This is a genomic window from Bradyrhizobium jicamae, from assembly GCF_001440395.1.
Lineage (GTDB): Bacteria > Pseudomonadota > Alphaproteobacteria > Rhizobiales > Xanthobacteraceae > Bradyrhizobium > Bradyrhizobium jicamae.
The window spans coordinates 39,309-62,544 of the sequence record NZ_LLXZ01000202.1 but is presented as its reverse complement, the minus strand read 5'-3'; the positions used below and the strand labels follow the sequence as shown (position 1 = coordinate 62,544).

The 23,236-nt window shown below is 63.4% G+C and carries 21 protein-coding genes and 2 pseudogenes; 17 read left to right on the top strand and 6 right to left on the bottom strand.

Annotated features, from left to right (window positions below; genetic code table 11):
• The first annotated feature begins 71 nt into the window (after positions 1-71).
• On the top strand, positions 72-1,358 hold the full coding sequence (locus CQ12_RS35015; RefSeq protein WP_057839828.1) for a M20/M25/M40 family metallo-hydrolase: 1,287 nt from the start codon (positions 72-74) through the stop codon (positions 1,356-1,358).
• Positions 1,359-1,480: 122 nt separating this feature from the next.
• Here the strand turns inward: CQ12_RS35015 and CQ12_RS35010 are convergent, their stop codons facing one another.
• The 4 genes from CQ12_RS35010 to CQ12_RS35000 all read right to left on the bottom strand — a co-directional run bounded on the left by CQ12_RS35010 (position 1,481) and on the right by CQ12_RS35000 (position 5,210).
• On the bottom strand, positions 1,481-2,641 hold the full coding sequence (locus CQ12_RS35010; RefSeq protein ID WP_057839827.1) for a PQQ-dependent sugar dehydrogenase: 1,161 nt from the start codon (positions 2,639-2,641) through the stop codon (positions 1,481-1,483).
• 86 nt (positions 2,642-2,727) lie between these two features.
• Complete coding sequence (locus CQ12_RS45370; protein ID WP_198164334.1) at positions 2,728-2,901, bottom strand: hypothetical protein; 174 nt, start codon at positions 2,899-2,901, stop codon at positions 2,728-2,730.
• A gap of 201 nt (positions 2,902-3,102) precedes the next feature.
• Positions 3,103-3,756, bottom strand: a complete 654-nt coding sequence (locus CQ12_RS35005; RefSeq protein WP_057839826.1) for a glutathione S-transferase family protein — start codon at positions 3,754-3,756, stop codon at positions 3,103-3,105.
• A 200-nt stretch (positions 3,757-3,956) separates the two neighbouring features.
• Positions 3,957-5,210, bottom strand: a complete 1,254-nt coding sequence (locus CQ12_RS35000) for a glycosyltransferase family 87 protein (RefSeq protein WP_057839825.1) — start codon at positions 5,208-5,210, stop codon at positions 3,957-3,959.
• A 190-nt stretch (positions 5,211-5,400) separates the two neighbouring features.
• Between CQ12_RS35000 and CQ12_RS34995 the strand changes: the two genes are divergently transcribed.
• The 11 genes from CQ12_RS34995 to CQ12_RS34945 all read left to right on the top strand — a co-directional run bounded on the left by CQ12_RS34995 (position 5,401) and on the right by CQ12_RS34945 (position 16,170).
• On the top strand, positions 5,401-6,603 hold the full coding sequence (locus CQ12_RS34995) for a pyridoxal phosphate-dependent aminotransferase (protein ID WP_057839840.1): 1,203 nt from the start codon (positions 5,401-5,403) through the stop codon (positions 6,601-6,603).
• A gap of 237 nt (positions 6,604-6,840) precedes the next feature.
• Positions 6,841-7,356 (top strand): DUF992 domain-containing protein, encoded by a 516-nt coding sequence (locus CQ12_RS34990; protein WP_057839824.1) that lies wholly within the window; start codon positions 6,841-6,843, stop codon positions 7,354-7,356.
• A 145-nt stretch (positions 7,357-7,501) separates the two neighbouring features.
• Positions 7,502-7,984, top strand: a complete 483-nt coding sequence (locus CQ12_RS34985) for a DUF992 domain-containing protein (protein ID WP_057839823.1) — start codon at positions 7,502-7,504, stop codon at positions 7,982-7,984.
• 92 nt (positions 7,985-8,076) lie between these two features.
• A complete protein-coding gene (locus CQ12_RS34980; protein ID WP_057839822.1) occupies positions 8,077-8,955 on the top strand; it encodes a class I SAM-dependent methyltransferase in 879 nt (292 codons plus the stop codon).
• The gene (locus tag CQ12_RS34975) at positions 8,948-9,568 is read left to right on the top strand and encodes a TetR/AcrR family transcriptional regulator (RefSeq protein WP_057839821.1); all 621 of its coding nucleotides are present in this window, start codon (positions 8,948-8,950) and stop codon (positions 9,566-9,568) included. The genes CQ12_RS34980 and CQ12_RS34975 overlap by 8 nt, the downstream gene beginning before the upstream one ends.
• A gap of 86 nt (positions 9,569-9,654) precedes the next feature.
• Complete coding sequence (locus CQ12_RS34970) at positions 9,655-10,488, top strand: alpha/beta fold hydrolase (protein ID WP_057839820.1); 834 nt, start codon at positions 9,655-9,657, stop codon at positions 10,486-10,488.
• 276 nt (positions 10,489-10,764) lie between these two features.
• Complete coding sequence (locus tag CQ12_RS34965; RefSeq protein ID WP_057839819.1) at positions 10,765-12,813, top strand: elongation factor G; 2,049 nt, start codon at positions 10,765-10,767, stop codon at positions 12,811-12,813.
• 55 nt (positions 12,814-12,868) lie between these two features.
• Positions 12,869-13,660 (top strand): GNAT family N-acetyltransferase, encoded by a 792-nt coding sequence (locus CQ12_RS34960; protein WP_057839818.1) that lies wholly within the window; start codon positions 12,869-12,871, stop codon positions 13,658-13,660.
• A gap of 70 nt (positions 13,661-13,730) precedes the next feature.
• Positions 13,731-14,573 (top strand): shikimate dehydrogenase, encoded by an 843-nt coding sequence (locus tag CQ12_RS34955; protein ID WP_057839817.1) that lies wholly within the window; start codon positions 13,731-13,733, stop codon positions 14,571-14,573.
• A 134-nt stretch (positions 14,574-14,707) separates the two neighbouring features.
• On the top strand, positions 14,708-15,286 hold the full coding sequence (locus tag CQ12_RS34950) for a hypothetical protein (RefSeq protein WP_430642296.1): 579 nt from the start codon (positions 14,708-14,710) through the stop codon (positions 15,284-15,286).
• A gap of 257 nt (positions 15,287-15,543) precedes the next feature.
• Entirely contained in the window at positions 15,544-16,170 is a 627-nt protein-coding gene (locus tag CQ12_RS34945; RefSeq protein ID WP_057839815.1) for a single stranded DNA-binding domain-containing protein, read from the top strand.
• Between the two features lie 89 nt (positions 16,171-16,259).
• Here the strand turns inward: CQ12_RS34945 and CQ12_RS34940 are convergent.
• Positions 16,260-16,778 (bottom strand): annotated as a pseudogene (locus CQ12_RS34940) (LabA-like NYN domain-containing protein); the annotation flags it as partial.
• A 194-nt stretch (positions 16,779-16,972) separates the two neighbouring features.
• Here CQ12_RS34940 and CQ12_RS34930 point away from each other — a divergent pair.
• Positions 16,973-18,022 (top strand): AraC family transcriptional regulator, encoded by a 1,050-nt coding sequence (locus CQ12_RS34930; protein ID WP_245310294.1) that lies wholly within the window; start codon positions 16,973-16,975, stop codon positions 18,020-18,022.
• A gap of 228 nt (positions 18,023-18,250) precedes the next feature.
• Here CQ12_RS34930 and CQ12_RS34925 read toward each other — a convergent pair whose 3' ends face one another.
• The gene (locus CQ12_RS34925) at positions 18,251-19,387 is read right to left on the bottom strand and encodes an alpha-hydroxy acid oxidase (protein WP_057839813.1); all 1,137 of its coding nucleotides are present in this window, start codon (positions 19,385-19,387) and stop codon (positions 18,251-18,253) included.
• A gap of 111 nt (positions 19,388-19,498) precedes the next feature.
• Here CQ12_RS34925 and CQ12_RS34920 point away from each other — a divergent pair, with 111 nt between their 5' ends.
• The 4 genes and pseudogenes from CQ12_RS34920 to CQ12_RS46990 all read left to right on the top strand — a co-directional run.
• On the top strand, positions 19,499-19,702 hold the full coding sequence (locus CQ12_RS34920) for a hypothetical protein (protein ID WP_057839812.1): 204 nt from the start codon (positions 19,499-19,501) through the stop codon (positions 19,700-19,702).
• 211 nt (positions 19,703-19,913) lie between these two features.
• Complete coding sequence (gene glmM, locus CQ12_RS34915) at positions 19,914-21,260, top strand: phosphoglucosamine mutase (RefSeq protein WP_057839811.1); 1,347 nt, start codon at positions 19,914-19,916, stop codon at positions 21,258-21,260.
• Between the two features lie 149 nt (positions 21,261-21,409).
• Positions 21,410-22,669 carry an MFS transporter gene (locus CQ12_RS34910; RefSeq protein WP_057839810.1) on the top strand — a complete coding sequence of 420 codons (1,260 nt, stop codon included), beginning with the start codon at positions 21,410-21,412 and terminating at the stop codon, positions 22,667-22,669.
• 344 nt (positions 22,670-23,013) lie between these two features.
• Positions 23,014-23,236 (top strand): annotated as a pseudogene (locus tag CQ12_RS46990) (porin family protein); the annotation flags it as partial.

Genomic DNA, 23,236 nt, shown 5'->3' with positions numbered 1-23,236 from the left:
GTAGCCTGCCCGGCACGATGCTTCAGTGCTGAATTATCAACTTCCCTCTTCCAACCTCGGACCGCCGCGCCATGCCCCGACCGCACGCTGCCTTGTCCTTTGTTCGTCCGTTGATCGCATCGCTCGCGCTGGCATTTGCTGCCGTGGCGCACGCCGCGCCGGTGGCCGATGTCCATGCGCTGGCGCAGAAGGAGCAGCAGCCGCTGCTCGATACGCTGCGTGATCTCGTGCAGATCGAATCCGGCAGCGGCGACATCGAAGGACTGAACCGGCTCGCCGAGCGCATTGCCGGCCAGCTCAAGCAACTCGGCGGAACCGTGGAAGTCCTGCAGCCCAGCGACATCTACCGCCTCGACGATACGCCCGAGAAAGTGGGCCCGGCCGTGCACGCCGTGTTCAAGGGCACGGGAGCTAAGAAGCTCATGCTGATCGCGCACATGGATACGGTATACCTCAAGGGGATGCTGAAGGATCAGCCGTTCCGCATCGATGGCGACAAGGCCTATGGCCTCGGCATTGCCGACGACAAGCAGGGCATCGCCCTCATCATCCACGCCGTGGCCATGCTGCAGAAGCTGAACTTCAAGGAGTATGGCGAGCTCACGGTGCTGATCAATGGCGACGAAGAGATCTCTTCGCCCGGGTGGCGTAGCACCATCACCCGCCTTGCGGCCGAGCAGGATGCCGTGTTCTCGTTCGAGGGTGGGGGCACCGACGGCGCGCTGCGGCTTGCCACCAGCGGCATCGGCTCGGCCTATCTCACGGTGCATGGCAAGGCCTCGCATGCGGGCGCCCGGCCCGAAGGCGGCGTCAATGCGCTGTACGAGCTGTCGCATCAGCTCTTGCAGATGAAGGATTTGTCCAGGCCGGAACAGGGCCTGAAGCTGAACTGGACGGTTGCCAAGGCCGGCACCAACCGCAACGTGATCCCCGCCGAAGCCACGGCGCAGGCCGATGCGCGCGCGCTCAAGGTGGCGGATTTCGACGGGCTCGAGAAGGCGCTGCGGGACAAGATCAAGACGAAGCTGCTGCCCGATTCCAGGGTGGAGCTGAAATTCGAGGTGCGCCGGCCGCCGCTCGAAGCCAGCGACGTCTCGCGTCGCGTGGCTGACTACGGCAAGACGATCTATCGGGAGCTCGGCATGTCGCTCAACGTGGCCGAGCAAGCCACCGGCGGCGGCACCGACGCGGCGTTCGCCGGCCTCAAGGCCAAGGGGGCGGTACTGGAAGGCATGGGCCTGTCGAGCTTCGGCGCGCACTCCAACGACGCCGAGTATGTGAAGGTCGACACCATCGTGCCGCGCCTCTATCTCGCCACGCGAATGATCATGGATCTGTCGAGCGGCAAGCTGAAGTAAGCTGGATCGTGCGCCGGGACATTTTATCGCCGTCATTGCGAGCGAAGCGAAGCAATCCATCTATCCCCGTGCTGAGACGTGGATTGCTTCGCTGCGCTCGCAATGACGTGGAGAGAGCAAAATCACTTCGCGGCCGGCGCGACCCGCAATACCCGTCCGTTCGAACTGTCTGTGAGCAGCCACAGCGCGTCGTCCGGCCCTTGGCGGACGTCGCGGATGCGCTCGTGCAGATTTTGCAAAAGGCGCTCTTCCGACGTCACCGTGTTGCCGTTCAGCGTCAGCCGCACCAGCATCGCGCCGCGCAGCGCGCCCAGGAACAGGCTGCCGTTCCATTTCGGAAACAGTTTTCCGGTGTAGAAGGCCATGCCTGACGGCGCGATCGACGGCACCCAGTATTTCAGCGGTTGCTCCATGCCGTCCTTGGCTGTCGCGTCGTGAATCTTCGCGCCGGAATAATCGATGCCGTAGCCGATCACCGGCCAGCCGTAGTTCTTGCCCTTGCCGGCGACATTGACCTCGTCGCCGCCGCGCGGGCCGTGCTCGATTTCCCAGGGCTCGCCGGTGGCCGGATTGATCGCAAGCGCCTGCACGTTGCGGTGCCCGTAACTCCAGATTTCCGGTTTGGCGCCGGCGCGGCCGGCAAACGGATTGCCCGCCGGCACCGAACCATCCGACGCGATCCGGACGATCTTGCCGAGGTGATTGCCGAGGTTTTGCGCCTGGTCGCGGTAGGTGAAGTGATCGCCAAGCGCCACGAACAGATTGCCGTCATCGGCCTGCGCGATGCGGCAACCATAGTGATTGCCTGACGACAGCGGCCCCTGCTGGCGGAAGATGATCTTGACCTCGTCGAGGCGGCCGTTGTCGTCGTTCAGTTTCGCGCGGGCGGCCGTGGTGCGTCCGCCGCCCTCGGTCCGTTCGGCGTAACAGAAATAGATGGTCTTGTTCTGCGCAAAGGATTTGTCGGTGACGACATCGAGCAGGCCGCCCTGGCCGGAGGCCCACGCCTCGGGCACGCCCTTGAGCGGCGGCGAGATTTGCCCTTCGGCGGTGACGAGGCGCATGCGGCCGGGCCGCTCGGTAACCAGCATCTTTCCATCCGGCAGGAACGCCAGCGCCCAAGGATTCACGAGGCCCCGTGCGACGGTCCGCACCTCGAGCTCACCGGCCGAGGAACCGAAAGCCTGCTCCTGGCCGCGCGTGCCGGTGGCGATCAAAAACGAGACCGCCAGCAGGATCGCTACCGCCAGCGCGACGGTGACAAGGCCGACAGGTGTCTTCATGCGAGTCCAATCGCGATGCCGATCATCGCGCGTTCGCCAATGTCATCGCGCGTTCGCTAATGATGCAAACAAAAAACCGCAAACCATTAAGGAAAGGGCATCGCGATGGTGGCCTTGATCGACAGCACCGTCAGCGTGACCATGAGGCAAAGCGATAGCGTACCGATCGCGAGCGAGGTGGCGATCGCTCCAAGCAATCGGGAAGAAGCAACGGGCGCACGGCGGCTTTCGAAGCCGACCGTGCCAGGCGACCGAACCATGGTCCAAATCCTCGCAGTGCGGGGCGAATCACCCCGCGATGTCAGGAAAACCTTGCAACGATCACCGGCAACAATGCGGCGGATCCGCCGCTGAAAATGGCATAATAGCGGCAAAGGTTAATCTTATACCCGCTATTGTTAACTTTTGGCGGCCTGCTCGCGCGAAAGTGAGGGGGCTTGGCGGGTAAGAAGGCTTGGCGGTCAGGCGCCGGCGACGATGCCGGCCTGGTCGTCGACCACGGTCAGCGGCCGCCAGTCCATGGTAACGAAGCCTGGGGTCTGTTCGACCCGCCGCAGCCAGGCGCGGATGGCGGGGAAGGTGGCGAGGTCGTAGTCGCAACGGTCAGCGACATGGGTGTAGCCGTACAGCGCGATGTCGGCGACCGTGAGCTGCCCCGCGGCGAAATAGGCGCGGGTCTTGAGGTGGTTTTCCATCACCTGCAGCGCGGCATAGCCGCGCTCCATCCAGTCCTCCAGCGCATGCGTCTGCAGGTCGCGGCCGCCCTTGACCAGCGACAGCCAGAAATAGGCGGCGCCGATATTGGGCTCCAGCGCGTGCTGCTCGAAGAACATCCATTGCAGCGCTTCGGCGCGCTCGACCCGCGACTCCGGCGCCAGCGAGGTGCCGCCGCAGACATACCAGAGGATGGCGTTGGACTCGGCGAGATAGCGGCCGTCGGCGACTTCCAGCAGCGGCACCTGCCCGCTCGGGTTCTTCTCCAGAAAATCCGGCGTGCGGCTTTCGCCGCGGAGAATGTCGACTTCGATGGCTTCGTACGGTGCGTTGAGCAGCGCCAGCGCAAGGCGGACCTTGTAGCTGTTGCCGGAGCGCTGCATCGAATAGAGCTTGTACATCGTCCTGGTTTTCACCCCTGACCGAGAAAGCACGCACGCAACAGTTGCGTCCGCATCATCAGCGGTTCGCACCGCAACGCGGCCAAACAATGATGCCGATATCATTGTGTCGCAAGTCCCGGGGAATGGAAAAAGTCGAAAACCTCTACTGCACTGCACGCGCGCAGCATGTTTTCATCAACACGGCGGAACAACAAAGATCACGCTTGCGCGACGCGGGGCGCGCCAAGCGCATGGCTGGCGCGATCGAGGACCGCGCGCCGCAATACAAGCGCAAGGAAGGCCAGTTCCGCGAACAGTCCCAGGGGTATGTAGCTGACGCCGGCGATGCTGCGCGACAGCAGCGGTGCGATCCAGACAAACGCGAGCAGGCTGATCTCAAAGTCGCCGAAGCGCGTAGCCGGTCTCGCCGCGACGAAGAATGCGAGCGCCGGCGCAAGCAGCATCAGGTCGTAGTCGAGGACGTGCGGGGAGGCGAGCGCAGTGGCGGCGATCAGAAGCGCCGCCTTGATGGCGTGATCGCGGCCTGCATGCCAGACCCACGCGGTGGCGGCGACCGTAAGCACGGACACCGCTGTTTGCGCCATGTAGGCTGACGTCACGCCGCCGCCCCACATCCTGATCGCGGCAAACGTGCTCTGCAGTTTCTCGAAGCCGACATTGCCTTCTTCCAGCAGCATCTTGCGCGAGACCTCGGTGGAAGCGAGGAACGCGGTCCAGGCATCGATCCCGAACAAGGCTGCGGATGCGCCGGCGAGAACGATCACGCTCAGCCCTGCGGAAAAAAACGCACGCCATTGTCTGCCGGCCAGCAGCGCCAGGGGAATGACGAGCGCGAACTGCGGCTTGTAGGACAGAAGGCCAAACAGGACGCCTGCGACAAGCGGTAGTCGCGGTAGCGCGACCAGCGCTGCACCCAGCAAGGCGGCGCTTAGAAAGCCGTTCTGCCCGTGGCCGAGATTGATGAAGACGGCGGGGAAGGCTATGGCCACCAGCAGCCACAGTCGGCCGATCGCGCCGTGCTGCTGCCGAGCCGGCCGCAGGATCGTGCCGATCACCACGAGATAGAACGCGAACGTAAGACCCTGCCATGCGGCGAGCGCCAGCGCGTAGGGCAACAGCGCCAGCGGCGCGGCCACGAGGAAAAAGCTTGGCGGGTAGAGCCAGCCGTAGAACGGCGTATCGGGCCCGAACAATTGGCGCTCGCGGGCGTGATGCAGGGCCATGTTGTAGACGTCCGCCGCTCGCCCCTCCAGCGCCAGCGCGCCGGCCGTGTAGAAGCTGGAGAAGTCGGTGCCGATCGGCTTGCCGTTACGGTCGACCAGGTCCTGCGACAGCGCGATCCAGCCGACGATGGCCAGGCCGGCGAGGGCGAGCAGGATCAGGCAATAGGCGCGGACGCGCGAAGCCGTGAGCCATTCGCCGGACCGCAGCGCTTGCCAGATATGAGCCATTTTACCGCGGAACTTTACGAATATTGCGCCGTATTGCTCCGACCGTACCGAGCTCGCTTTAACGTTCCCTAAAGTTTGGCCGTTTCTGGCCAAGCTTCTTGCGATGCAGCGCCGAGCGCCGTAGGGTGCGCCGTTCCCATCAAAAAGAGTCGTGAATTACAGAGCTCACGACGTTTGCCAGGAGATCATGATGCCCTTCCTGTCCGCCTCGCTCGCCCGTGTGAAGCCGTCCGCGACGATCGCGGTCACGGACAAAGCGCGCGCGCTGAAAGCGGCGGGCCGCAACGTCATCGGCCTTGGCGCCGGCGAGCCGGATTTCGACACGCCCGCCAACATCAAGCTGGCGGCGATCCACGCCATCGAGGCTGGCAAGACCAAGTATACCGACGTCGGCGGCATTCCCGAACTGAAGGAAGCCATCATCGCCAAGTTCCAGCGCGAGAATGGCCTGAGCTACAAGCCGAACCAGATCATCGTCGGAACCGGCGGCAAGCAGGTGCTCTACAACGCGCTGATGGCTACCCTCAATCCCGGCGACGAGGTCATCATTCCTGCGCCGTATTGGGTCAGCTATCCCGAGATGGTGGCGTTGGCTGGCGGCGAGTCGGTGCCGGTGGTGTGCCCGGCCTCCAGCGGCTTCAAGCTGCGGCCGGACGATCTCGAAAAGGCGATCACGCCGAAGACCAAATGGATCATTCTCTGTTCTCCGTCGAACCCGACCGGCGCCGCCTATACGCGCACCGAGTTGAAGGCGATCACCGACGTGCTGGTGAAGCATCCGCATGTCTGGGTAATGACCGACGACATGTACGAGCACCTGGTCTATGACGACTTCCAGTTCGCTACGCCCGCGCAGGTCGAGCCGAAACTGTATGAGCGCACGCTGACGGTGAACGGCGTGTCGAAGGCCTATTGCATGACCGGCTGGCGCATCGGCTATGCCGGAGGACCCGCCGATCTGATCAAGGCGATGGCGACGATCCAGTCGCAGTCGACCTCGAACCCGTCGTCGATCGCACAATGGGCGTCGGTGGAGGCCCTCAACGGTCCGCAGGACTTCATCCCCGTGCACAACAAGGTGTTCAAGGAGCGCCGCGATCTCGTGGTATCGATGCTCAACCAGGCCAAGGGCATCGAATGCCCGCGACCGGAAGGCGCGTTCTACGTCTATCCTTCCTGCGCCGGCACCATCGGCAAGACCTCGCCGTCCGGCAAGGTGATCGCCAATGACGAGGACTTCGTCACGGAGTTGTTGGAGAGCGAAGGCGTCGCCGTCGTGCAGGGGTCCGCGTTCGGCCTCGGCCCGGCGTTCCGCATCTCCTACGCGACCAAAACCTCCGACCTCGAAGACGCCTGCAAGCGCATCCAGCGCTTCTGCGGCAATTTGCGGTAACAAGCGATTTTGCAACCCAAGCCGTCCCGCACTCAATGCGGGACGGCTTTTTTGTTTCGCGTGAAGAAAACGCATCAAAGAAACGCGTCAGATCACATCGCGCATGAACCTCGCGCTGTTTTGATCGCTTCTTGTCAAAGCGTCATGTTTTTCGAGGAAGCGCCATGTTTTCGACACGGCGCTTCCATCCTGTCCGCTCCGCTAAATTTGCTTATCAACATGCGGAGACTGGGACACATGCGACTGCTGACACTAACCATCGCCACGCTGGGATTGCTCGCGCCGATCGCAAGCGCCAACGCGGCGCCGCCGGTTCGCGCCGGTATCCTGCAATGCCAGGGTGGCCAGAATGTCGGCTTCGTCGTCGGCTCGGTGACCAGCCTCGAATGCGTGTTCCGCAGCGAAGGCCGCCGGCCTGAACCCTATATCGCCAAGGTGCAGCGCATTGGTCTCGATCTCGGCGTCACCGCGCAGACGCAGTTGCAGTGGGCCGTCTCTGCGCCCAACAGCCGGCTCGGCCGCGGCGAACTCGCCGGCTCTTACGGCGGCGTCGGCGCCAATGCATCGATCGGCATCGGCGGTGGCGGCAACTTCCTGGTGGGCGGTCCCGCCAACGCCTACGCGCTGCAGCCGATCAGCCTGCAGGGACAGACCGGCCTCAATGTCACCGCCGGGATCGCCGGCCTCGAACTGCAGCCGTTCTACGGCAACGGCCCACGTCGGCACGCCCGCCGGCATCACCGCCGCGGCTGAGGATACGCGCTTAAGGAAAAGGCCCGCGCAAGCGGGCCTTTTTTGTTGGATTGATTGAATTGTGGAATAGAACAGTAAGCGCCGCGGGCACGGCCGTGTTCTTGATTCTCTGCTCAGATCACAGTTTTCAGCCGGAGATTACTTCATGCGTCGTACCCTCATCCTTGCCGCGGTCACGCTTGCCACGCTGGCATCCTCGATCGGCGGTGCGGCTGCGCAGCAGGTGCAGCGCGTGCAGGTCGGCGTGCTGGAGTGCCGCGGCGGCGCCAGCGTCGGGTTCATCGTCGGCTCCGTCACCAATCTCGGCTGCGTGCTGCGGGCCGAAGGGATGCCGGAGGACCGCTACATCGCCACCATCCGTAAAGTCGGGCTCGATCTCGGCATCACCCAGGAATCGGCGCTGGCGTGGGGCGTGTTCGCGCCCGTAGCGCAACTCGGCCCCGGCGGCCTGTCCGGCGATTATGTCGGCGCGCAGGGCAGCGCCACGCTCGGCGTCGGCGTCGGTGGCAACGTGCTGGTCGGCGGCTCCGCCAATTCGATCGCGCTGCAACCGCTGAGCGTGCAGGGCCAGGTCGGCGTCAGCATTGCTGCCGGACTGGAAAGCCTGGAATTGCGGCCGGGACGCTGAACTAACCGCACTTCATTTTCGCTACGGGCATCTTGACCTGCGATGCTGATTGGCCTTAAAAAGAATAATCGTTCTTTTTAAGAGGTCGCGAAATGCTGCAGCATCAGCCGAGCCGGACCGCCGAATACATGGCCATGTTCCGGGCATCAGAACATGCGAAGGGTGCCGGACGACGCGTGTTTAACGATCCGCTGGCCGTCGCATTGCTGCCGGGAAGCTTGCGGCTGCCGGCCAAACTGCTCGCGGTCCGTCCGGTCGGCGAAATGCTGACGCGCTACATCGACAGGCAGTGGCCGGGCGCGCGAACCTCCGGCATCGCCCGCACGCGGTTGATCGACGACTGGATTGAGCAATCGATCGGACAGGCCGAGCAGGTCGTATTGCTCGGTGCCGGCTTCGACACGCGGGCCTGGCGGCTTGCCGCGCTGGACACCGTGAAGGTTTTTGAAGTGGATCACCCCGCAACCGCAAAGGTGAAACGGGAGCGATTGCAGGTTGCCGGCGCCGATCTCAACCGGGTGACTTTCGTCGCCGTCGATTTCGAGATCGATGATTTCGAACAGCGCCTGCGCGATGCCGGCTTCGATCCGGCCAGGCGCACGATCGTCGTGTGGGAAGGTGTCAGCCAGTATCTGACCGGCGAGGCGGTCTGCGGCGTAATGCGCTGGGCGGGCCGGCTTACGCCAGGCAGCCGGTTCATCTTCACCTATGTGCATGAGGGGGCGATCGACGGCAGCGTTGCGTTCGACGGCGCAGACAAGGTCATCGCCAAGGTCGACGTATCAGGCGAACCGTGGCGGTTCGGCTTGCTGCCCGGCGAATTGCCGGAGTTCCTGCGCGAGCGCGGGCTGAGACTGGTGAGCGATCTCGGCGCCGATCAATACCGGGAGCGGGTGATGGGCGAGGCCAGCCGCCACATGCGCGGCTACGGCTTCTATCACACGGTGCTCGCGGAAGTCGGCGATGCCTAGGATATCGGCGGCTCGCGCCAACGAGCAGCGCGGACGCATCCTCGATGCCGCGCTGACGTGCTTTGCGCGCGAAGGCTTTCATGCCGCGACCGTGCAGGACATCGTTGAGGAGTCTGGCTTAAGTCCCGGCGCGATCTATGGATACTTCAAAGGCAAGACTGAGATTGCGATGGCGATCGCTTCCGAACGCCACGCCATGGAACGCCGGCGCATGGAATCCGCGCTGGCCGCGCCTGACATCGACACCAGCCTGCGGCGGCTTGTCGAAGGCTTCGTGCTCGAATTGCGCAACCCAAAGGAAAGGCGATGGCGCCATCTGGCCGTGCAGCTTTGGGCGGAGAGCCTTTCCAATCCACGATTGAAGCGCGAGGCGCTTGCGGGGGTTTCACAGGCCGTGGACGTCCTGTCGCCGATGGTCGCGCAGGCGCAACGACAGGGGCGCTGGCCAAAACATCTCGATCCGGCGTCGGCCGCCCGCGTCATGGTCGCGACCCTGCAGGGCATTTCGCTGCAGCTTGCCTGGGACGAGCGCGTCGATATCGAGCGCTTCGCCGTCGCGCTACGGATCATGCTCGATCCCAGCGCGGACGGATCGGGCGCTAAGATCGGCTGAGCGTGAATAGTCCTTTTCCGCGCAGGTGGCTGCACTCACGCGGGCTGCTTGCTGGCGGTCTCTGCCAGCACCGGCTAGCATGAATCATGAACTCGAATCTTCAGATTGCATCCGGCCGGGCCCGGCTGGCTGCAACCGTCGTCGGTCACGGCGATCCGGTTGTCTTTCTGCACGCTGCGATCTGCGACAGTCGCATGTGGCGTGCGCAACTGGATGCAGTCGGCACAACCCATAAGGCGATCGCGTACGATCGGCGGGGCTTTGGCGAGACCCGCGCGGAAAAGGAAGACTTTTCTGCCGTGGCGGATCTGTTGGCGGTGATTGACGCCGCAGCGAACGGCACACCGGCGATCCTTGTTGGATGTTCGCAAGGCGGACGGGTCGCGCTCGACGCCGCTATTCTGCATCCATCCCATGTCCGCGCCCTCGTTCTCATTGCGCCCGGCGTGAGTGGCGCGCCGGAGCCGATCCATCCGCCCGGCATCGAGCGGCTGATGGCCAAGCTCAGGGACGCGCAGGAAGCCGGCGATCTGGATCAAGTGAACGCAATCAAGGCTCATCATTGGCTGGACGGTCCTCTGCAGCCCGAGGGCCGTGTTACGGGCGAGGCGCGCCGGCTGTTCCTCGACATGAACGCCATTGCGCTCCGGTCGCCGCCAACGGGGACGAACATCGATGTCATGCCCACCTTCCATCGTCTGGGCGAGATATCGGCACCATCGCTCGTGATCTGGGGAGACTTTGATTTTCCGCATATTCAGGAACGAAGCCGCCACATCGCAACGACGATGTCGAACGCGTCGGGCCACGTCTTGACCGGTACCGCCCATCTGCCGAGCCTGGAACGGCCAACCGAGGTCGCGGACCTGCTGACGGAGTTCATCGATCGTTGCTCCGGCGTCGCGCATAAGCAAGTGTAGGTCGGATAAGCGAAACTTACTGGAACTGGGCCGGGAACGTGGCCCACGTCTGTCACCACCCATTCTTTCCCCGGATAGGAAGATGGATTGCTTCCGCCTTCGCCAGGGCTACGGCGGAAAGGTCGCGCGCCAAACTTGCAATGACGGCCAGTGGCCGTCTGTCCCTTCACATCGCACCGCAGCGAATTTTTCCCGCTTGCCAAATCGTCGCGACAGGCGGAGCATTGGAGGTCGCCGACCCAATCACGGGCCGAGCTCCAAAATGAGGAGGCGGCAATGGGACAAGACGTCAGAAGTCCCCGAGGTCCACGGTGCATTGCGCTGGTGGGCCCTTTCCAGAGCGGTAAAACCACACTTCTTGAAGCGATACTGGCGCGAACGGGCGCCATTAAAAGTGCCGGCAGCGTCGATGCCGGAACTTCCGTCGGCGATGCCAGCCCGGAGGCGCGCCATCACAAGATGGGCGTGGGCCTCTCCGCCGCCACCACCACCTTCATGGGCGACAGTTACACCTTTATCGATTGTCCCGGCTCGATCGAGTTCGCGCAAGACATGCGCGCCGCGTTGCCCGCGGTCGATGCCGCGGTCGTGGTCTGCGAGGCGGACGAAAAGAAGCTGCCGCAGCTGCAGATCATCCTGCGCGAGCTGGAAGATCTTGGCATTCCGCGTTTTCTGTTTTTGAACAAGATCGATCGTGCCAACAAGCGCATCCGCGAAACGCTGGCGACGTTGCAGCCGGCCTCGCGCGTGCCGCTGGTGCTGCGGCAGATTCCGATCTGGAGGGGTGAACTGATCGAAGGGTTCGTCGATCTCGCGCTGGAGCGCGCCTTCGTCTATCGTGAGCACAAGCCCTCCGAAGTCATTGCGCTGGAAGGCGGCGATCTCGACCGCGAGAAGGAAGCGCGCTTCTCGATGCTGGAGAAGCTGGCCGACCATGACGACGCGCTGATGGAGCAGTTGCTGGAGGACATCCAGCCGCCGCGCGACGCCGTGTTCGACGATCTCGCCCGCGAATTGCGCGAAGGCCTGATCTGCCCGGTGCTGCTCGGCGCCGCCGCGCGCGAAAACGGCGTGCTGCGGCTGATGAAAGCGCTGCGTCATGAATCGCCCGGCGTCGCCGAGACGGCGAAACGCCTCGGTGCCTCCTCGCCAAAGGAGGCGCTGGGCTACGTGTTCAAGACGGTGCATCTGCAGCACGGCGGCAAGCTGTCGTTGACGCGGCTGCTTGCCGGCCGCCTCGAGGATGGCGCGACGCTGCAATCCTCCGCCGGCGAAGCCGGGCGGGTTTCCGGCATCCTCGCCGTCAACGGCGCGCACGACACCAAGCGCCCCGCGGCGGAAGCCGGAGAGACGGTTGCGCTCGGCAAGCTCGACGCGGTCAAGACCGGCGACACGCTGTCCGGCGGCAAGACCGCGCCGACCGCGCTGGTGCAGATCGCGCCGACGCCGGCGGTGCTGGCGATGTCGCTGGCGGCGACCGACCGCAAGGACGACGTCAAGCTCGGGCAGGCGCTGCTGCGGCTGAACGAGGAAGATCAGTCGCTGACGATGATCCAGAATCCGCGCACCCATGACATCGTGCTGTGGGGGCAGGGCGAGATGCATCTGCGCGTCGCGCTCGAGCGGCTCAAGGACCGCTTCGGCGTCAACGTCAAATCGCAGGCACCCGCGATCGGCTATCAGGAGACCATCCGCAAATCGATCACCCAGCGCGGCCGCCACAAGAAGCAGTCCGGCGGCCACGGCCAGTTCGGCGACGTGGTGCTGGAAATCAAGCCGATGCCGCGCGGCACCGGCTTCGAGTTCCACGAAAAGGTCGTCGGCGGCGCGGTGCCCCGCAACTATATCGGCGCGGTGGAGGAGGGCGTGGTCGACAGCCTGGCCAAGGGTCCGCTCGGCTTCCCCGTCATCGACGTCGATGTGACGCTGACCGACGGTTCCTACCATAGTGTCGACTCCTCCGACCTCGCCTTCCGCACGGCGGCGCGGATCGGCATGAGCGAGGCGCTGCCGCAGTGCCAGCCGGTGCTGCTGGAGCCGATCCACATGGTGGAGATCGTCTGCCCGACGGAGGCGACGGCGAAGATCAACGCCATCCTGTCGGCGCGGCGCGGCCAGATTCTCGGTTTCGACACCCGCGAGGGCTGGTCGGGCTGGGATTGCGTCCGCGCCACCATGCCGGAGGCGGAGATCGGCGACCTGATCGTGGAGCTGCGGTCGGCCACCGCCGGCGCCGGCGGCTTCACCCGCCAGTTCGACCGCATGGCCGAGGTCACCGGCCGCGCCGCCGACCAGATCATCGCCGCGCATCGCGTCGCGGCGTGAGATGTGCCAATAGGGATCATGCCTCTCGAATTGGGGGCATGATCCCGAGCGGTCTATGAACACCATCGAACTGTCCCTGAAAATGAAACGGCTGGCGCAATGGCTGGACAGCCAGCGCCCGCCTGACCGCTTCATTCGAAAACGCTTCGACGGTCCTCCGTTCGGAAGCTGCTACGTCACCATCGATCCCGACCGGCAGGCACGGTTCGCATCGGGCAACATGAATCGTGTTTACTTGTGCGGGGCCGAGCCCGGCATGGATTCGAACAGCATCCGCCATATCATCGATCTCTTTGCCGCCGAGGGGACCGAACGCTTTTTCGTCTGGCTCAGTCCCGGCCCCGGGATGGAGGCTGTGCGCGGCTGGCTCGGGGGAAACGGACTTACGCGCGTGCAATGGACCGGTTATCCGACGCTGTGTCGCAGTGTCCGTTCGCCCGTTCCGTTCAGCACCGACCTCGAGATCCGCGAAGTCGGCGCGGACGAGATCGCCGCGATGCACGAGCCTCCGGATCAGACCATCTGGCCGGACTATGTGCGGACGGCCGGTGGCGAAGGCTTCTTCCACTACATGGCGTTCGACGGGAAGCGCCCGGTGGCGGTTGCAACGCTGTGCATGTTCGAAGACATTGGATATCTGACGGCGGCGGCAACTGCCGAGAGCCATCGCAGGCGCGGGGCGCAGCAGGCGTTGATCGCGAAGCGCATCGAACGCGCCGAAGCGCTCGGCTGCGCGATCGAAGTCTCCGAGACCCTGTACATGCTCGAACACTCCTGGCGGAATCTGCAGCGCGCCGGCTTTCAGGAGGTGTACGAGAAGGAGGTCTATGAGTGGAGCGCCGTCTGACGGTGCGGCGTGGCGGCAACCGGCGCGTTACAGCATTGACTCCGGGCCCGGCTTGCCCGATTTGACTGCCATGACAAATGGAAACCAGCCCCCCGCCGCCTGCCTGATCGGATGGCCGGCCGCGCATTCGCGCTCGCCCTTGATCCATCATTACTGGCTGCGCACGCTCGGCATTGCGGGCGGCTATGTCATCGAGGCGGTGCCGCCCGACGAGTTCAAGGATTTCATCTTCCGCCTGTCGCTGCGCGGCTTCGTCGGCGCCAACGTCACCCTTCCGCACAAGGAGCAGGCGCTGGCGCTCTCGAAACCCGATGCGCGCGCCCGCGCGGTCGGCGCGGCCAACACGCTGTGGTTTGCCGACGGCGAATTGTGCTCGACCAATACCGACGTCGAAGGTTTCATCAACAATCTCGACGCCAGCACGCCCGGCTGGGACATAGCTGAGGATGCGCTGGTGCTCGGTGCCGGCGGCGCGTCGCGCGCGGTGGTGTTCGGCTTGCGCGAACGCGGCATCAAGCGCATTCATCTCGCCAACCGCACCCTGGCGCGCGCGGGCGCGCTGGCGGACCAGTTCGGCGCCAGCGTCGTGCCGGTGGCGTGGGATGCGCTCGGCGATATCCTGCCGCGTGCCAGCCTTATGGTGAATACGACCTCGCTCGGCATGAAGGGCCTGCCACCGCTCGACATCGATGTCGGGCGGTTGCCGCCGCATGCCGTTGTCGCCGATCTCGTCTATGTTCCGCTCGACACGCCATTGCTGGCGGCCGCCCGCGCGCGCGGGCTGAAGACCGCCGATGGGCTCGGCATGCTGCTGCACCAGGCGGTGCGCGGCTTCGAATTGTGGTTCGGACAACGGCCCGAGGTGACGGCGGAGCTGCGGGCGCTGGTCGAAGCCGACCTCACGAATACATGATCGGCTGATCGCGAACTATTGAGCCGGAATTTTTTTGAAGTGCCGGGGTCAATGGCTACGTCAGTGCCGCCACCGGAGACTCCAGCATGCCCACCCGTCGCTTTAAATTCGTTCGCCCGCTCGTCGCTGTCGCAATGGTGGCGGGCTCCACGCTTTACGCGATCGCCCAGCAGCCGCCGACGCCGACGCGGGTTCGCGGCACCATCGAGGCCGTCGATGGTGACGTGCTGGCGGTCAAGTCGCGCGGCGGCGAGGATGTCAGGCTGAACATGACCCGCGACCTCAACGTCGTCGGGATCAGCAAGATCGCGCTGTCCGACATCAAGGTCGGCTCCTTCATCGGCACCACCACGGTGCCGGGGCCCGACGGCAGCCAGAACGCGGTCGAGGTGCATGTGTTTCCGGAAAACATGCGCGGCACCGGCGAGGGCTCGCGGCCCTATGACCTGCGCCCCAACTCCACCATGACCAACGCCACGGTGGCGGATTCGGTGGTCGGCAATGACGGTCACACCCTGACGATCAAGTACCGGGGCGGCGAGAAGAAAGTCGTGGTGTCGCCGGAGACGCCTGTCGTGACCTATGTTCCTGCCGACAAGTCCGACCTCAAGCCGGGCGCCAAGGTGATCGCCTTCATGAAGAAGCTGCCCGACGGCTCGCTCGAGACCAGCCGCGTCAGCGTCGGCCGCGACGGGCTCACGCCGCCGATGTGATTTTCTTCCCTCTCCCCTTGTGGGAGAGGGTGGATCGAATGAGCGGAGCTCATTCGAGACGGGTGAGGGGTTCTTTCCGCGGGTGACCCCTCGCATTGGTATTCGCGGATAGTACCCCTCATCCGTCGCGGACTTCGTCCGCGCCACCTTCTCCCACAAGGGGAGAAGGGAAGTGAAGCGTCGGTGCTCTGGAATAGCTGCTCTCGGGCGGGGTTTGCGTTCAGTTGGGCGCCGAATACATCTCGGGAGGAAATACCATGCTGAAATCTTCTTCATGGCCGCGCCTGCTCGCGGCATCGCTGACCTTTTTTACCCTGCTCGGATCGGCGGCGTGGACGCAACAGCCGCCGACGGTGCGCATTCGCGGTACCATCGAAGCGGTCGACGGAGCGATGCTGTCGATCAAGTCGCGCGACGGCACCGACATGAAGGTGCGTGTCACCGACAATGTCGCCGTGTTCGGCGTCGCCAAGACCGAACTGTCCGAGATCAAGGAAGGCTCCTATATCGGCGTCACCGGCATGCCGGAGCCGGACGGCACCCAGAAGGCGGTCGCGGTGCATATCTTCCCCGAAAATCAGCGCGGCGCCGCCGAAGGCTTCCGGCCCTGGGACGCGCGGCCGAATTCAACGATGACCAACGCCACCGTCGCCCAGACCGTGAAGGGCACCGACGGCCAGAACATCCTGGTCAAATACAAGGACGGCGAAAAGAAAGTCGTGGTGCCGCCGGATACGCCTGTTGTCACCTTCGTTGCCGGCGACAAGTCCGAACTGAAGCCGGGCGCGAAGATAATCATCTTCGGTGCGGTGAAGAAGGACGACGGCACGCTGGAAGCCGCGCGCGTCAATGTCGGCCGCGACGGGATCACGCCGCCGATGTGAGGCCATGCCCTTCCCATTCTTCCTTCTCCCCAAGCGGAGAAGGAAGAATGGAAGCTTGGCCGGGATAACGCGCCTCAGTTCGGCAACGTGCGAATGATATGAGGCTTTAGTGTCAGCAGATCGGTGAAGACATCGGCTTGCCGCCGCAGATCGTCGGCTATCATCGACGGCCGGCTCGATATCGTCGAGACGACTGTCACCCGAACACCGCGGCGCTGGATCGCTTTAATCAGGCTCCGATAATCGCCGTCGCCGGAGAATAGCACCATCTCGTCGATCTGCTCCGCCATTTCCATGGCGTCGACGGTCAGTTCAATTTCCATCTTGCCTTTGGTGTGGCGACGGCCATTGCCATCGAAGAACTCCTTCGTTGTCTTGGTGACGACGGTGTATCCGTTGTAATCCAGCCAATCGATCAACGGCTTGACGACATAGTTCGTCTGGCCCTCAATGAGGTAAGTGTAATAAAACGCGCGCAGAAGCTCGCCGCGGCCTTCGAACTCATACCGCAAGCGCCGATAGTCGATATCAAAACCGAGCGTCCTTGCGGTCGCGTGCAGATTCGGGCCGTCGATGAAGAGCGCTATTTTGTTGGGGCGAGAAGGCATCCGAAAAAGCCGCTTTGATTCAAATCAACTGGAACTTGTCGCGAACCGCAGCTAGGCTAAGGACGTCGTTGACGCGAGCATCAGGTTATATTGAACGCCGAACAGCAGGTCTTGTGATTGCTGGCCAACGATTTGGCTGTTGAGGCCAACTTTCGTCGTTATCGCAACGAGCGTTCTACACACGCCGAGGGCCGATGAGTCCTGCTGAGCGAAATCGCCTTGCTTCGATACCGAGCGCAACTGGCGGTATCGCGCGGCTGGCATGTACGGTCCTGTCCAAGGCGGAAAAGCCCTTGGTTCCACTGCTGGCGGCCGCGGGGCTTACGACCGCCGACATAGATGATGCGGGCCGACGGCTGGAGGTGAAGGCTCAGATCAAGGTGCTTGAGCTGGCGGCGGAGGCGATCGGTGACGATCTTCTTGGATTTCATCTGGCGCGCGACTTTGAGCTGGGTGAGATCGGCTTGCCCTACTATGTGATGTCATCATCGGAATCTCTCGCGGAGGCTCTTCGCAACGCCGAGCGTTACAGCGCAGTTGCCAATGAAGGCGTTCGCCTGAAAGTTCGACAGGATCGCGACGCGATTATCGAAATTGAGTACGCCAATGTTGATCGGAGTTCCGATCGGCATCAGATCGAATTCTGGATGGTGGCGCTGGTCCGGATTTGCCGGAGAATAACCGATTGTCGGTTGGCGCCGCTTCGCGTCACTCTCAGGCATTCGCGGAAAAGTGCGCCGCCGGAATTCAACGCGTTCCTCGGAGGTGAAGTCAATTTCGGGGGCAATGCCGATGAAATCGTTCTTTCGAGGGCTGTTTTTTCTCTGCCTGTCGTCGGCGGCGATCCCCATCTGCACAACCTTCTCGTTGGTTATGCGAACGAAGTGCTTGCGCGCCGGTCGGCGCCAAGTGCCGTCGGAACTCGATCAAAGGTGGAGGACGTGCTGATCAAGTTGTTGCCCCATGGGCGCGCCAACGCCCTCGAAGTCGCGCGGCAGCTTGGAATGAGTCGTCGAACGCTGACGCGTGCGCTTTCGGGCGAGGGGACTTCATTCTCGGAGGTGCTGGAGCAGCTGCGGGAAATTCTTGCCAAACGCTACCTGCAGGAAAGGGAACTGCCGATTTCCCAAATAGCGTGGCTCCTCGGCTATCGGGAAATAAGCTCGTTCACCCATGCCTGCAAGCGATGGACCGGAATGACGCCGAGACGGTTGCGTCTGGCTGATCTTCCGTCTGCAAACTAGCTGCAGATCAAATGTCGGCCGCGACGGGATCACGCCGCCGATGTGATGGCTGCCGGTGGCTCAAGGCTATTAGCGAACTCTCTCAGCGGGTCGTCCCCGCGAAGGCGGGGACCCATAATCACGAATATTCATTGTGGATGGAAAGCGTCTACCCACAGCGTCTAACCGAAGGGCCGCGGCGTATCGGTCCCGGCGTTCGCCGGGACGACGATAGAGTTTGATCCGTCGCTACACCGCGAGCAAATTGTCGTCGATCTCGGCAACCGTGTTGACGCCGCACAATCCCATCGTCGTCAGCATTTCCTTGGCCAGGATGTCGAGCGCCTTGGCGACGCCGGCTTCGCCGCCGGCCCCCAGGCCATAGGCATAGGCGCGGCCGATCATGCAGGATTTGGCGCCGAATGCGAGCGCGCGCACCACGTCCATGCCGGTGCGGATGCCGCCGTCGAACATGATCTCCATCTGCGAGCCGACGGTGTCGACGATCTCCGGCAACACCTCGATCGAGGACGGCGCGCCGTCGAGTTGCCGGCCGCCATGGTTGGAGACGACGATCGCCTGCGCGCCGGTTTTCGCCGCGAGTTCGGCGTCCTCGACGTCGAGGATGCCCTTGAGGATCAGCTTGCCCGGCCAGATCGAGCGGATCCAGTCGAGGTCCTTCCAGTTCAGCGAGGTATCGAACTGCGACGCGGTCCACTCCGCCAGTTTGGTGAGATCCTCGGTGCCTTTGACGTGACCGACAATGTTGCCGAAGCTGCGGCGCTTGCCGCGCAGGACGCCGGCGACCCATGAAGGCTTGCTTGCAAAGTCGATCAGCTTCGCCAGTGACCATTCCGGCGGCACCGTCATGCCGTTCTTGATGTCCTGGTGGCGCTGGCCGATCACCTGCAGATCGACGGTCAATACCAGCGCCGAGCATTTCGCCGCAATGGCGCGCTCGATCAGCGACTTGATGAAGCCGCGGTCCTTCATCACGTAGAGCTGGAACCAGAACGGCTTGTCGACGCTAGCTGCGATATCCTCGATCGAGCAGATCGACATCGTGCTTTGGGTGAAGGGAATGCCGGCGGCCTGCGCTGCGCGGCAGGCGTGAATTTCGCCGTCGCCATGCTGCATGCCGAGCAGGCCGACCGGCGCAAGGATCAACGGCATCGCGGCCGGCTCGCCGAGGATCGTGGTGGAGAGATCGCGCCTGGAAACGTCGACCAGGATGCGCTGGCGGAATTTGATCTGCTGCAGATCCTCGGAATTGGCGCGCAGCGTGTTCTCGGTGTAGGAGCCGCGGTCGGCATAGTCGAAAAACGCCTTGGGAACCCGGCGCTTGTGCAACTGGCGCAGATCCTCAATGCAGGTGATGTGCTTCATGGGTGTCCCGGCCCTTCTTGAAGTTCTTAAGTCGTGTCGTCATCTAGCATGGTTGGATGGCGAGCCAAATCGCATCTCGCGCCCGCCACTTCGCAAACGGGAGGACATCCCATGACCGGACCGCGCGTCACTACCCCGCCCGAGACCGGCCCGGCGAATCGCGACGAAAAGCGCTGGCTCGATGCTGCCTCGAAAGCTGCCTTGGACGCTGCCCTGGAGGAGGGGCTGCAGGAGACCTTTCCGGCCTCAGACCCCGTCAATGTCACCCAGCCGCCGCCTTCGAAGGGCGATCGCCACATCAAACGGCGCCGGTAGCGGCTCTCCGGCTGGCGCCGCCGGATTGCAAAAAACATAGTAATGTCAATGCCATGCGCATGAAATCCGCCGCTTCCGGTGGTAATGATTCATCATATTTTTTGAAGCCATTTTAGCGGCTGAGGGATTATAACTCGAACACGCTTCGATCGAGAGCGTTCGGGGATTCGCAGGCCTTAACGGTCCAGGTCCCGAAATGGCCGGGGGTTATATGAGCCGCAAATATTTCGGTACCGACGGAATTCGGGGCCGCGCCAATGGTCTGATTACGCCGGAGCTCGCGCTCAAGGTGGGGCAGGCGGCCGGCCTGGTGTTTCAGCGCGGCGAGCATCGCCACCGCGTCGTCATCGGCAAGGACACGCGGCTCTCCGGCTACATGATCGAATACGCCATGGTGGCCGGCTTCACCTCGGTCGGCATGGATGTGCTGCTGCTCGGCCCGATGCCGACGCCGGCGGTCGCGATGCTGACCAAGTCGATGCGCGCCGATCTCGGCGTCATGATCTCGGCTTCGCACAATCTGTTCGAGGACAACGGCATCAAGCTGTTCGGCCCGCAGGGCTTCAAACTCTCCGACGATGTCGAGAAGCAGATCGAGCAGCTGCTCGACGAGCCGATCGACCGCCGCCTGGCGCAGAGCGCCAGCCTCGGGCGCGCCCGCCGCATCGACGGCGTGCATGACCGCTACATCGAATTCGCCAAGCGCACGCTGCCGCGCGAGCTTTCGCTCGATGGCCTGCGTGTGGTGATCGATTGCGCACACGGCGCCGCCTACAAGGTGGTGCCGGAAGCGCTGTGGGAATTGGGCGCAGACGTGATTGCGATCGGCGTCGAGCCCGACGGCTTCAACATCAACAAGGAATGCGGCTCGACCTCGCCGGAGACGCTGGCCAAGAAGGTGCGCGAGATGCGTGCCGACATCGGCATTGCGCTCGATGGCGACGCCGATCGCGTCATTCTGGTCGACGAGCGCGGCCATGTCGTCGACGGCGACCAGTTGCTCGCGGTGATCGCGCAAAGCTGGAAGGAAGACGGGCGTCTCGCCAAGCCCGGCATCGTCGCCACCGTGATGTCCAATCTCGGGCTCGAGCGTTTCCTCGAAGGGCAGGGCCTCGGCATGATACGCACGCCGGTCGGCGACCGCTACGTGCTCGAGCAGATGCTGAGCCAGGGCTACAATCTCGGCGGTGAGCCGTCGGGCCACATCATCCTCTCCGACTATGCCACCACCGGTGACGGCTTCGTCGCCGCGCTGCAGGTGCTGGCCGTGGTGCAAAAGCTGCGCCGCCCTGTGTCGGAGGTCTGCCACCGCTTCGATCCGCTGCCGCAGATCTTGAAGAACGTGCGCTATCGCTCCGGCAAGCCGCTCGATAATGCCGAGGTGAAATCGGCGATCACCGACGGCGAGAACCGTCTCAACGGCCACGGCCGGCTCCTGGTCCGCTCGTCCGGCACCGAGCCCGTGATCCGCGTGATGGGCGAGGGTGACGACCGCGATCTGGTCGAGGACGTCGTCGATCAGATCGTCAACGCGCTCGGCCACGCCGCAGCGGCATAAGCGCGTTTTATCCGGCGTATACGTGAAGCGTGATCGGCGGTGCGCAGCAGCGCATCGCAGCCATCGGCTATTGTTGCTGGTCCCGAGGGCATTCCGGCCGTAGAAGAACAAGCATTGCCGTCCCGCGAATCCTTCCTCGGAATGCGCCGTTGAACAAGCCCGTCATCGTCACAGAGGAAACCGCGACCGCGCCGGTCGTCGTGGCGGATGCGGCACCTGGCTTAGCTGCGAAGGCGGCCGCGGCGGGGCCTGCCTATATCGTGCTCGCCGGCATCAGCTTCTCGCATTTCCTCAACGACACCATGCAGTCGTTGATTGCTTCGGTTTACCCGATCCTGAAGGACGCCTACGCGCTCGACTATTCGCAGATAGGCATGATCACGCTGGCGTTCCAGTTCACCGCGTCGCTGCTGCAGCCATTGGTGGGGCATTTCACCGACAAGAAGGCGCAGCCGTTCTCGCTTGCGATCGGCATGGGCTTTACCTTCTTCGGACTGCTGCTGCTCAGCGTCGCGCATCTCTATCCGATTATCCTGATCGCGGCCGCGCTGGTCGGGCTTGGATCTGCGGTGTTTCATCCGGAGTCGTCGCGGATCGCGCGGCTTGCTTCTGGAGGGCGGTACGGATTTGCGCAATCGGTGTTCCAGCTCGGTGGCAGTTTCGGCACCTCGATGGGGCCGGTGCTGGCGGCGCTGATCGTGGTGCCGTTCGGCCAGCCCTCGATCGCCTGGTTCTCGTCGATCGCGTTTCTGGCGATCGTGATCCTGTGGCGGATCGGCGCCTGGTACAAGCCGCAGATCGCGACGAAGAAATCGGCCGCGGTGGAACGTCATCCGGACCATCCGGATTCCCGGCGCGTCAGAATCGCGCTCGCAGTGCTGGTCGCGCTGCTGTTCTCGAAGCAGCTCTACGTGTCGAGCCTGTCGAGCTATTACATCTTCTATCTGATCGACAAATTCGGTGTGTCGACGCAGGCAGCGCAGCTCTATCTCTTCCTGTTTCTTGCTGCCAACGCGGCGGGCGCGTTCTTCGGCGGACCGCTCGGCGATCGCTTCGGGCGCAAATACGTCATCTGGTTCTCGATCCTTGGCGCGCTGCCGTTCACGCTGGCGCTGCCCTATGCCGGGCTTTATGCGAGCGGCGTGCTCACCATCTTCATCGGACTGATCCTCTCCTCAGCGACGGCGTCGATCATCGTGTTCGCGCAGGAACTGATGCCGCACCGCTTCGGCATGATCTCCGGCGTGTTCTTCGGCGTCGCCTTCGGTATCGGCGGACTAGGCGCGGCGGCGCTCGGCAAGCTTGCCGATCACACCGGCATCGCCTTCGTCTATCACCTCTGCGCCTTCCTGCCGGCGCTGGGACTGCTCGCGGTGTTCCTGCCGAAGATGCCCAAGCACATGCATTGAGCGGATCCGCTGAATGCGGGTGCTGAGCGCGAATGCCAAACGCGCTCGCGGGCGTATCGCGCAGGCGAGGGCGCTACCGCCCGCGTCAACAAAAGCTTAACGCCGCGACCGCGCGCGGATTTCCGTCAACACATTGTTAGGGTGTTGGGCAACTCCGCCATTTTTCCCCCGTTGCAAATGCATCAAGACTCGCGTCGCAAATCGCGCTGCGAAAAATGGTGAGAGATTGTCAACCTTAAAAATTAGGGTTAAGCGCCGCTTAAGCATTTAATGCCATCGTCCGTCCGTGAGTTTTTGAAGTGGGGCCTTTTGCAGTCAGCCTCACCGGACAAAGGACGAAGCCCATGCGTAGCGTTAAGTCTTTCATTGCCGCCGGTGCGGCCAGTTTATTGTCGCAGGCCGCGTTTGCTGCCGACATGGCCATCGCGCCTCCTCCATACGCACCTCCGGTGGTCGAGGATTTCGGCGGCTGGTATCTGCGCGGCGACATCGGCTTCTCTAACCAGCGCGTCGATCGTCTCAACAACGCGCTCGATGCCACCGTTACTACGTCGAGGCAGACGAACA

Excerpts from the sequence above, each read along its gene's own strand:
- CQ12_RS35015 (WP_057839828.1), top strand. The coding sequence starts at position 72 with ATGCCCCGACCGCACGCTGCCTTGTCCTTTGTTCGTCCGTTGATCGCA.
- CQ12_RS35010 (WP_057839827.1), bottom strand. The coding sequence starts at position 2,641 with ATGAAGACACCTGTCGGCCTTGTCACCGTCGCGCTGGCGGTAGCGATC.
- CQ12_RS45370 (WP_198164334.1), bottom strand. The coding sequence starts at position 2,901 with ATGGTTCGGTCGCCTGGCACGGTCGGCTTCGAAAGCCGCCGTGCGCCC.
- CQ12_RS35005 (WP_057839826.1), bottom strand. The coding sequence starts at position 3,756 with ATGTACAAGCTCTATTCGATGCAGCGCTCCGGCAACAGCTACAAGGTC.
- CQ12_RS35000 (WP_057839825.1), bottom strand. The coding sequence starts at position 5,210 with ATGGCTCATATCTGGCAAGCGCTGCGGTCCGGCGAATGGCTCACGGCT.
- CQ12_RS34995 (WP_057839840.1), top strand. The coding sequence starts at position 5,401 with ATGCCCTTCCTGTCCGCCTCGCTCGCCCGTGTGAAGCCGTCCGCGACG.
- CQ12_RS34990 (WP_057839824.1), top strand. The coding sequence starts at position 6,841 with ATGCGACTGCTGACACTAACCATCGCCACGCTGGGATTGCTCGCGCCG.
- CQ12_RS34985 (WP_057839823.1), top strand. The coding sequence starts at position 7,502 with ATGCGTCGTACCCTCATCCTTGCCGCGGTCACGCTTGCCACGCTGGCA.
- CQ12_RS34980 (WP_057839822.1), top strand. The coding sequence starts at position 8,077 with ATGCTGCAGCATCAGCCGAGCCGGACCGCCGAATACATGGCCATGTTC.
- CQ12_RS34975 (WP_057839821.1), top strand. The coding sequence starts at position 8,948 with ATGCCTAGGATATCGGCGGCTCGCGCCAACGAGCAGCGCGGACGCATC.
- CQ12_RS34970 (WP_057839820.1), top strand. The coding sequence starts at position 9,655 with ATGAACTCGAATCTTCAGATTGCATCCGGCCGGGCCCGGCTGGCTGCA.
- CQ12_RS34965 (WP_057839819.1), top strand. The coding sequence starts at position 10,765 with ATGGGACAAGACGTCAGAAGTCCCCGAGGTCCACGGTGCATTGCGCTG.
- CQ12_RS34960 (WP_057839818.1), top strand. The coding sequence starts at position 12,869 with ATGAACACCATCGAACTGTCCCTGAAAATGAAACGGCTGGCGCAATGG.
- CQ12_RS34955 (WP_057839817.1), top strand. The coding sequence starts at position 13,731 with ATGACAAATGGAAACCAGCCCCCCGCCGCCTGCCTGATCGGATGGCCG.
- CQ12_RS34950 (WP_430642296.1), top strand. The coding sequence starts at position 14,708 with ATGGTGGCGGGCTCCACGCTTTACGCGATCGCCCAGCAGCCGCCGACG.
- CQ12_RS34945 (WP_057839815.1), top strand. The coding sequence starts at position 15,544 with ATGCTGAAATCTTCTTCATGGCCGCGCCTGCTCGCGGCATCGCTGACC.
- CQ12_RS34930 (WP_245310294.1), top strand. The coding sequence starts at position 16,973 with ATGAGTCCTGCTGAGCGAAATCGCCTTGCTTCGATACCGAGCGCAACT.
- CQ12_RS34925 (WP_057839813.1), bottom strand. The coding sequence starts at position 19,387 with ATGAAGCACATCACCTGCATTGAGGATCTGCGCCAGTTGCACAAGCGC.
- CQ12_RS34920 (WP_057839812.1), top strand. The coding sequence starts at position 19,499 with ATGACCGGACCGCGCGTCACTACCCCGCCCGAGACCGGCCCGGCGAAT.
- glmM (WP_057839811.1), top strand. The coding sequence starts at position 19,914 with ATGAGCCGCAAATATTTCGGTACCGACGGAATTCGGGGCCGCGCCAAT.